The organism is Dyella sp. (assembly GCF_035277725.1).
Classification (GTDB): Bacteria; Pseudomonadota; Gammaproteobacteria; order Xanthomonadales; family Rhodanobacteraceae; genus Dyella_B.
The window spans coordinates 1-10,276 of the sequence record NZ_DATEJY010000226.1 but is presented as its reverse complement, the minus strand read 5'-3'; the positions used below and the strand labels follow the sequence as shown (position 1 = coordinate 10,276).

The 10,276-nt window shown below is 58.8% G+C and carries 4 protein-coding genes; all 4 read left to right on the top strand.

What is annotated here, in order from left to right:
• Positions 1-1,767, top strand: a 1,767-nt coding sequence (locus tag VJR68_RS18955) for an FkbM family methyltransferase (RefSeq protein ID WP_324150195.1), incomplete at its 5' end; no start/stop codon positions are given.
• A gap of 23 nt (positions 1,768-1,790) precedes the next feature.
• Entirely contained in the window at positions 1,791-2,606 is an 816-nt protein-coding gene (locus VJR68_RS18950; RefSeq protein WP_324150194.1) for a homoserine O-acetyltransferase/O-succinyltransferase family protein, read from the top strand.
• The gene (locus tag VJR68_RS18945; protein ID WP_324150193.1) at positions 2,603-4,201 is read left to right on the top strand and encodes an MBL fold metallo-hydrolase; all 1,599 of its coding nucleotides are present in this window, start codon (positions 2,603-2,605) and stop codon (positions 4,199-4,201) included. The genes VJR68_RS18950 and VJR68_RS18945 overlap by 4 nt, the downstream gene beginning before the upstream one ends.
• A 72-nt stretch (positions 4,202-4,273) precedes the next feature.
• Positions 4,274-10,276 (top strand): amino acid adenylation domain-containing protein (locus VJR68_RS18935; protein ID WP_414647820.1); only part of this gene is annotated, 6,003 nt, incomplete at its 3' end.

Genomic DNA, 10,276 nt, shown 5'->3' with positions numbered 1-10,276 from the left:
GTGCCGATCGGCCGTCCGATCGCGAACATGCAGATCTACGTACTGGACGCGTATGGCGAGCCGGTGCCGGTGGGCGTGAGCGGCGAGTTGTACATCGGGGGTGTGGGGGTGGCGCGGGGTTATTTGAATCGGCCGGAGCTGACGGCGGAGCGGTTTGTGGCGGATCGCTTCAGTGGGAAGCCTGGAGCGCGGTTGTACCGCACGGGCGACCTGGCACGGTGGCGAGCGGATGGGGTGCTGGAATTCCTGGGTCGCAACGACTTCCAGGTGAAGATCCGTGGCTTCCGCATCGAGCTGGGCGAGATCGAGGCGGCGCTGCTGGCCCATCCAGGCGTGCAGGAGGCACACGTGTTGGTTCGCGAGGATGAGGAACAAGACAGGCGACTGATCGCCTATCTGGTCCCCTCCGCCACGCACGCCTATCCCGCACGCCAGTGGTTGCGCATGGAGCGCGAGCAAGCCGATTGTGCGGCCCGTCGCTTTGAACTGCCAAATGGCATGTTCGTGTTTCATCACAACGCAGGCGAAACCCAGTTCGTCTACGAAGAGATCTTCGATGAGCAGATCTATCTCAAGCACGGAATTACCTTGCATGACGGTGCCTGCGTATTCGACGTGGGCGCCAATATCGGATTATTCACGCTGTTCGTCGGACGGCGCTTTCCACAGGCGAAGGTCTACGCATTCGAACCGGTGCAGCCGATCTTCGCTTCGCTGCAACGAAACGCCGAACTCTATGGCCTGAACGCCCAACTATTTCATTGCGGGCTGGGCGCTGCGGCCAGGCAGGAGGTTTTCACGTTCTATCCGCACAATACGGTGATTTCAAGCAGCCGTACCAGCAGGGAAGAGGCGCGCGCGACGATGCGAACATTCCTGCTTGGACAGGCAGCATTGGATGGTGGTCTGGCGATCGACGAGGCAGGACTGGAGTCGTTGCTGGAAGACAAGTTGGCGGGTGAGCAGTACGAGTGCTGGATCCGAACGCTTTCGGATGTCATTGATGAGCATCGCATCGCTCGCATCGACCTGCTGAAGATCGACGTGGAAAATGCCGAGCTCGATGTGCTCGGAGGCATCGATGCCGAACATTGGTCGAAAATTAGCCAGCTCGTCCTGGAAGTTCACGACGTCGACGGACGGCTGAGCCGAATCACGGAAATCCTGGCTTCCCACGGCTATACCGTGCGCTGTGAACAAGACCGGGCGCTATACAGCACGGCGCTCTACAACGTATACGCAACACGCCTTAGCGGCGATGAATTGGAGCCTGCAGGGTCGCCGCCGGCGTCCACGGCCGCGACAAGCTGGTTCCATGCCTCTGGCCTGAAGAAGGATTTGCAGGCGCATTTGCGCCAAGTGTTGCCGGAATACATGCTGCCATCGGCCTATGTGATGCTCGAGGTCATGCCGCTGAGCGCCAACGGCAAGCTGGATCGCACGGCATTACCGCCCCCTGCCGAAGCAGGCGTGGCGCGCCAGCACTATGTTCCCCCTCAGGGAGAAGTCGAGGAAAAGCTTGCGACATTGTGGAAAGCGCTGCTCGGGGTGGAGCGCGTGGACCGAAGCGACAGCTTTTTCGAATTGGGTGGCCATTCGCTTTTGGCTGTGCGCCTGGGCTTCGCCATCAAGAAGCAATTCGGTGTGGACCTTGGCATCAGCGCTCTGCTGCAAGCGCCTGCGCTGCAGGCCATGGCCGCTCGTATCGACGAGCGTCAAGGGGGCGGCGTCGACGTGTTCGAAAAAATCATTGTGCTGGACCTATAGATTTCAGCATCAGGGAGGGGGCGGTGAAGCGAAAAATCCAGGTTGGTTTCTTGAATATGATGCCCGACACGATGAGCTATGAGGCGCTCGTTCGTTCGGCGTTGGCTTCGCACGAAGACGTGATGGATTTGTACCCCATCCGCCTGGTGACGCACCAATACAGCGACCGGACGATACCGCAAGGGCACTATCGCTCGTTTGCCGAAACGCTGGAGTTGGTCAGGCTGGACCTGCTAATCATCACGGGTGCGCCCGTGGAGCACCTGGATTACGAGCAAGTGTCGTATTGGACCGAGCTTGCACAGATTATCGCCCAGGCCGGCCGGCGCATTCGCGCCACCGCTGGAATCTGCTTCGGCGGATTGGCCATCGCCAAGTGTCTGGGCATCGGCAAGCGGCTGGTCGAAGGCAAGGTGTTCGGAATGTATCGACTCAAGTCGATGGATCCGCGTTGTATCTACGCAGGGGCTCCCGGAAGCGACGTCTGCATGCCTTTCAGCACGCGGGCGCTGCTGGACCCGGTCGAAGTGGAGCGCCAGACCATGCACGGTTTGCGCCGGGTTGCATGCAGCGAAGGCATTGATGCAGTACTGGAAACCGGCGACCGGCGTTTCCTGATCGTGTTGGGCCATCCGGAATATGAGGTCGCCACGCTCCGCCAGGAATGGATTCGCGACACAGCAAAGGGAATCGGATATGCCGGCAAGTTTACCGAGGACTATTTCGAGCAGATCGGCGCATGGATGCCGAACAGGGACGATTCGATATTGGCCAAGTGGATATCCAGCCATATCGAGGAAATCAACACTCTACGCGTGGTTGAGGGCACGTCTGCATGAACGAATCCGTACAGCAGGTCTATTTGCGTGAAGACGTTTATTTCGAGCCGCTCCTGCGCAACTGGTACGCCTGGCCTTATCTCCTTCCGCCGGTATGCACCGCGCTGAACTTCATGGGACGCAACCTTCGCCTCATGAAGTCGTTCGTGAACAACCATCGCATTCATATCGCGGCAAGAAGCCAGCCGGGCCTGGCCGGCGGTGATTTTGTGGATTGCTCCGAAGAACAAGTAGAAGACGTCCGTCGCCTGGTCGAGGATATTGAAAGCCACGATGTCTATCGTCGCATTCGCGACGCGGTCGCCGAACTCAACGAGCTGCTTGCCAAGGAGACGGGACATTCCCTCGAGCGGCTTTATGAGCAGGTACCGGAAGTGCTGAGGGGCTACGTCGAGCTGGTGTATGACGGTGGCCACAACGCCACCTTTCGCCTGATCGAAGGGCTTATCTATGAAAGCCCTCTTTATGACGAATCGATACAGAGCATTTCCCTGGGCATGTTGGAACGCGTGGAACGTCGGCCATTCGTGCTCAGCTCGCCGCGCTTCCCTGATCAGAACCATCTTCACCTTGACGTGCCACTGTCGAGTCCGTCGCTCGATGAGCTATTTGCCGCCAGGACGCGTCCCGTATCGATGGACCGGATGCGGAAGCTGTTTGCCGATTGCCAGCAGCAAGGCGGGGTCGGATTCGACGAATTGTTTACCGCCACACCGCCGCAGCGCGGCTACGAACCGCTGCAGTCCTCCTTGAGGATCCGCTTTACCGGCCACGCAGGACTGCTACTGGAAACGCCCCATGTCGCCATCATGGTCGATCCGGTTATTGCAAGCGTCGACAAGCGTTACGTCGAAACCGATATCGTAAGCTTTGCGCAACTGCCCGATCGCATCGACTATGTGTGCCTGACTCACACGCATATGGACCATGTATGCGTCGAAACGTTGATCCAGCTAAGGCACAAGATCGGCTGCGTGCTGGTTCCAAAGAATTCGGGAGGCAACCTTTTCGATCCGTCCGTGAAGCTGATGCTGCAGAAAATCGGCCTCATAGTACGTGAGTTCGAAGACATGGAAACGTTACGCCTGGACGACGGATACATCCGGGCCATTCCCTTCCTCGGCGAACACGCGGACCTGAATATCCGTTCGAAAACGGCATGGTATTTCGAGCTGGCCGGGAAGAAGATCTTTTCGGGCGCGGATTCAGCCAGCGTGGATGCCATTATGTATGAGCGCATACATCGGCTGATCGGCAAGCTCGACCTTCTGTTCATCGGGATGGAGTGCGTGGGCGCGCCATTGAGTTGGATGTACGGCCCTTTGTTCATCAAGCCAATTCCACGTGCCATCAATGAATCGCGGCGCCTGAATGGGTCGGATTTCGATTCGGCGCGAAAGCTCGTGGAGATTTTTGCGCCGAACGAAGTCTACATCTATGCGCTCGGTATGGAGCCATGGTTTCGTTATTTCATGGGGTTGGACTATCACGAAAACTCTCGACAGGTCCAGGAATCCGAGCGCCTGCTGGCGTTCTGCGCCGAGCGCGGACTGCATGCGGAGCGTTTGGTGGGTTCGAGGCGCTGGGAGTTGTAGTCGTTTGCATTGCGCGGGCACTGAATCGCAAAGCAACGCATTGGGATTGAATCACCGAATCGGGGGCAACGGATGAAGCTGTTCGAGTTGGTAGAGCACTTGTCTGAAAATGGCATAAAACTGCGCACAAAAGATGGCAAGCTGAGCATCACCGGCGCGGAGGGTCGCCTGAGCGAGCAGCTGGTTTACGAAATCAGACAACACAAAGCGGCGCTCGCCGAGCACCATGCCGAGCAAGTCATAGCCGGTTCGGCCAAGGGAAACGAGAGCCCTCTGTCTCTTGCCCAGAACCGGTTGTTCTTTCTCTACCAGTACCGTCCACAGGCCACGCATTTCAACATGCCGCTGGAGCTTGTTCTGAACGGCGCGCTTGATACCGAAGCATTCATGCAGGCGCTGCGCCATACACTCGATGGCCATGCGATCTACCGTACCACTTACGCATTGCGTGACGGCATTGCGTATCAACGCTATCAACCCGAGCTTGCGGTTCCCATCGGTTTCCTGGACCTGTCCGCCGACGGCGCCGAAGACCGGGACGCACTGCTGGCTCAACGGCGCAAAGAGATCGCCGGACAGGCGTTTATCTTAGAGCAGGATGCCCCGTTGCGTGCTTGCCTGATCCAGACGGCGCCGGATGCACACACTTTGTTGCTGGCATTCCATCATATCGCCACTGACGAATGGTCGGTCAAGCTGCTTCTCAATGAGCTTGCCGAACGATACCGCGCGTTGCGCATGGGGCGCGAAGTTGCGCAGACATCGATTCACCCGGCCACCTATCGCGATTTTGCCCAGTGGCAGAAAGGCCATGTGGAACGTGGCGGCTATAGCATTGGCCGCTCGTTCTGGCAGCACGAACTGGATGGATGCAAGGGCGTGCTGGAACTGCCTACCGATTACAAGCGTCCAGCCCTACCAACGTATCGAGGGGGAAGGATTCGCCAGCGCCTTTCCAATGAGCTCTTGCTTAGGCGAAATCAATTCATCAAGGATCGCAAGCTCTCGGAATTTGCCTTTCATCTGGCACTGTACTATTTGCTGTTGAATCAGCTTACCGGTGAATCCGACATCGTCGTTGGTACCGATACGTTCGGTCGCGACCATGCCGAGCTGGAGCGGGTAGCCGGCTTTTTCGTCAATCAGCTCGCTCTGCGCGGGCGTGTGCATCTGGACGAAAGTTTCGAAGCTTGCGCGGACCGCACCTATGCCACAACCTTGCGTGCGCTTGCTTACCAGGAAACGCCTTTCGACAAGGTGGTGGAAGACTTCGCACAGGAGCGTGACGAAGCCTATACGCCGCTGTTCCAGGTCAAGTTCCTCTATCACAGCGAGGGGATCGAATACGACATTTTCGAGGGCGTGAGCGCGCATTCAGAAGACGCGTTTGAAGTGACTTCGCAGTACGACCTGACCATGCAGATTGTCGGAGATCAGGTTACCTGTTTCTACAATAGCGATCTTTTCGAGTCGGCAAACGTGCAGTCATGGATGATGCACTATTTCGGCCTCATGAGAATGGTGCTGGAGGCGCCGGCAAGTCCGCTTGCGCAGCTGCTGCAAGAAGATCGAATGGCCCGGCTGGCACCGTGGATCCATGGTCTGTCCAAGCCGGCAGGTCTTTTTAACGGTCCATACCAAAGGTTCCGCCAATCGGCATTGAAACATCCGGATGAGTTGGCCGTATGCGCCGCGGATGAGCAGGCGACCTATGCCATGCTGCTCCGCCAGGTCGAGCAGGTCGGGCAGCAGCTTGCAATGCTTGGCATCGGAGCAGGAAGCCGAGTAGCCGTCTACCTGGAGCGCTCCGTCAATCTGGTTGTGGCCATTTTGTCGATCATGCGCGCGGGCGCGGTCTTCGTGCCGGTGGATCCAGACTATCCGGTCGAGCAGGCGGATTTCATGCTCGACAACAGCGAAGCGCCGGTGGTTATCAGCGACAGAGCCCATGGCGATGCGCTATCCAACTATGCCGGCATGGTGCTGGATATCGACGTGGTCCACAGGCAGGGCGCGCAGGTGCAGGCGCACGAATTCGTCGAGCCTGAGCCCGAGGTTCCTGCCTATCTGCTTTATACCTCCGGCTCGACCGGATACCCCAAGGGCGTGCTGATCGACCATGCGGGATTGAGCAACCTGTGTGACTGGTACGTGGACTTTGCCGGCATCGATCACAACAGCCGCGTGCTCTTGATGATACCGGTAAGTTTCGACGCATCGATCAAGAATATCCTGGCGCCGCTAATGGTGGGGGCCCGATTGGTGCTTGCCCCTAGTGGCCTGTTCGATGCAGCAGCGCTCGTTGACCTTATCCAAGCATGGCAGGTTAGCGTAATCAATTGCGTACCCAGTGCCTTCTATGCGTTGCTCAAATCATCAGCGGCCGATGATTTTAGCAAGCTGAACAGCCTGAACATGGTGGCTCTGGGGGGCGAGTCGTTGAACTTGTCCTTGCTGCAAGTCTGGCTGCAACGCCCGGCCAATCGCGCCTGGCTTGCAAATATCTATGGTCCTACCGAATGCGCGGATATCTCGCTGGCGCATGTCGCTCCCGGCGAGCAATGGCTGCAGCGCAGCAATGTTACGGTGGGACGTCCGATTCAGAATTGCCAGGCCTACATCGTCGACGAGCATTTGCGATTGTGCATGCCAGGTGCGGTGGGCGAGCTACTGATCGGCGGCAGTTGCGTTGGTCTGGGTTATCACCAGCTGCCCGCGGCGACGCTGGAGGCGTATCTGGATTTGGGCGGGGCGCTGGGCCGGGTGTACCGCACCGGCGATTTCTGCAAGTACGATACCGAGGGCAACATCATCTATGTGGGGCGACGTGACGGCCAGCTAAAGATTCGCGGCAAGCGGGTCGAGTCCGCCCAGGTCGTGCACGCAATCCAGCAACAGCTTGCGGGTGCGCACGTGAGCATCCAGCTCTATACCGGCGAAGGTCTGGAGGTGCTGCTGGCTTTCATTGAAGGGGCGCAGCAGGATGTAGACGAAAGTCATTTGCTGGACGCGCTCTCCGCCCAATTGCCGCGGCACATGGTGCCGCGCAGGGCGTTCTGGGTGGATCGCTTCCCGCTCACGCCGAATGGAAAAGTGAGCCGCGCGGAACTGCTGAAGGTGTTTGAAGCGCACAAAGCTGAACTTTCGACGCAAACCGAGCCGCTTACCGCCACGGAAGAGGCGATCGCCGGGGTCTGGCGTGATTTACTGGGCGTCAAGGAGATAGGTAGGCAGGCCGATTTCTTCGCGCTTGGCGGCGACTCGATACTGTCCATCCAGGTAGTCGCCGAGCTCGCCCAAAAGGGCATGGCGCTGTCGGTGGCGGACGTATTCCGCCATTCGAAGCTGGAACAGCTGGCAGCGTTCTGTAGTCGATCGCGGCGCGATCCGGTTGTCCAGGCCGTATCGCGCGCTCCATTCTCGCTGATTGACGCGGCCGATACCGGCAAATTACCTCCGGACTTGGAGGACGCGTACCCGGCGACGCTGTTGCAGCTAGGCATGCTGTTCCATGGCAATTATGCAGAGGCTCAAGGCGTCTACCACGACGTATTTTCGTTTAACCTGTCGTTTCGTTATGAAGAGGAAACCTTCCGCCGCGCGATGGACCGTGTAGTGGCATTGAATCAGGCGCTGCGCACGCGATTTGACACACGAAGTTTCTCCGTGCCGATGCAATTGGTGCAAAAGCAAATGCCGGCTGCCGTATCCACGTTCGATCTTTCCTCGTTGGAAGAAGGCGGACAAAACGAAGCCATCCGGCGCTATGTCGAAGAACTGAAGCACACCCCGTTGGCGCCGGAATCCCCAAGCCTGATTCGTTTCAGCGTGTTCAAACGGCGCGAAGGACGGATCCAGCTGGTGATCGATGCTCATCACGCCATCCTCGATGGCTGGAGCATGGCCACCCTGCAGCGGCAACTGTTCGAAATCTACTGGGAGCTTTGCCAGGCGGGCGAAGCGACAGCGGTATTCGATAGCCACGGCCTGCGCTTTGCTGACTACGTGGCCGAACAGCTGGCCGAGCAGCAGAACGAACAGAGCAAGGGTTACTGGACGCAGTATTGCCGTGAACGCCCATATGAAGATCCGTTGCGTTCCTGGCCACTGGGGCGGTTCACGCGCTGCTCGCTACCCCTGGAACAGTCGATGGTGGAAAAGTTGCGTGCGGCTGCATCCGTCATGGCAGTCTCGCCCAAAGTGCTATTCTTCGTTGCCCACACCTACATGTTGCGCACGCTGGCGACGTCCCGTCGCGTCATGAGCGCCATCACCGACAATGGGCGGCCCGAAGCGTTGGGCGCACAAAACCTCGTGGGCCTGTTTCTGAACACGTTGCCGGCTGGCTTGGATTTCACCGGCAGAACCTGGCGGCAACTGATTGAAGAGACACATGCCGCCGAAATCGAGCGCAAGCCGTATCGCGCCTATCCCTATTCGTTGATCATCAAGCAACACCAAGGTGCCGCTGCCACCTCGCTGTTTACCTATACGAACTTCCACGTCGTACAGGGACTGCTGCAAGGTGACAGGCTAGCGGCCCGGCTGGACGATGTACACGAGGAAACCGATTTCCAGCTCTCCACCCTGATCAGCAGCGACGGTGGCGATGGCATGATCGTTCATCTGGGCACGCGCCTGGATCGCTCGGAAGCGCGCATCATGGAATTGGCCCAACGCATGGTGAGTGCCTTGCGCGCCATGCTTGCCGATGTCGATGCCATGGTTCCGGACCTGGGTTTGGCGTGGCTGCCGCGCTGGCGACATCCAGCGCTGCCCGGCGTCGGCGTGAATACGTATGCCTGCATCAGGCACAAGCATCTTCATCATGACCATGCGGCAGCACTGCGCTCATGGCTGGATCATGTTGCCGCGCGTATAGCGGACAAGCCGATAGCCGTGAAATTGCTCGACGCAGGCGTGCAGGTCCACGTGGACATCCACGCAGGGATAGAGCAAATGGCAGCTGCTCTGCATGGTGCGCACGATCTGGCCGGCGTGCAGTTCGAAATGGACTCCTGGCAGTATTTCTTGCTGCGCATCCCTGCGGCGCAACTGTCTACGACGGATTGGGCGATGTTTGGTGGTGGCCTCTTGGAAGCGTATCGCTTCGCCGATCAGGACCCACCCGAGGTGCTGATCGTTGGCACCGATCACTGGCAGTGGCACGTTGCCGGCGCGCTCGATCGCAGCATTCAATTGTGGCGCGAGCAACTGCAGGATGCACCCACGCAGCTGCGGCTGCCGGTTGATTGGTCACGTAGGGCATGTGATGGCGGAGGCATGCAGACACATCGATTCTCCGTCTCCAAAGAACTCATGCAAGCGCTGCAAGCGAAGAGCGCCAGTCTGGATGCATCGTTAACCGATGCGCTACTGATGGCATGGGCCGTGCTGCTTGGCCGGCTGAGCGGGCAGGAAGATGTCGTGATAGGCGTACCGGCCTGCATGGGCTATCGGCAGGGCGGAGCCGGCGCCGATGACCACACCATCCTCCCGATACGAGTTGCATGGGATTCGACCTCGACGCAGCACGCATTGGTCGGGCTGGTCCAGCAGCGCCTGCGCGCTGCGGTTAGGCATGCACAGCTGACGCTGGAGCAGATCGTTGACGTAGCCGGATGGAGAACGCATGAAGCGTGCGCTTTCCAGGCGACGTTCGAATCGGGTTCTGAAAAGTTTTCCGCCGCCGCCATGGCGAGCGAGTTGTCGCTGAATGTCGCCGAGTTGCCGGAAGGCCTAGTCTGTACGCTGGGCTACGCGGCGGATCGCTTCGATGAAGCAACCATCGTGCGATGGGCCGCCTGCTGGCGCCAATGGCTGAGCGCATATGCGTCGACGCAACTTGGCGCGACGCAGCTGCCTTTGCTTGGCGAGGACGAAAGCAGGGCGCTGTTCGCACAGACTCTGGCGGCGATGGCCTCATATCCGTCCGAGCGCACGATTCACGAGTTGTTCGAGGCGCAGGTGGAGCGCACGCCCGAAGCGGTGGCGCTGGTGTTCGAAGGCCGGACATTGAGCTATGGCGAATTGAACGGACGCGCCAACCGCCTGGCGCATGCGTTGATCGGGATG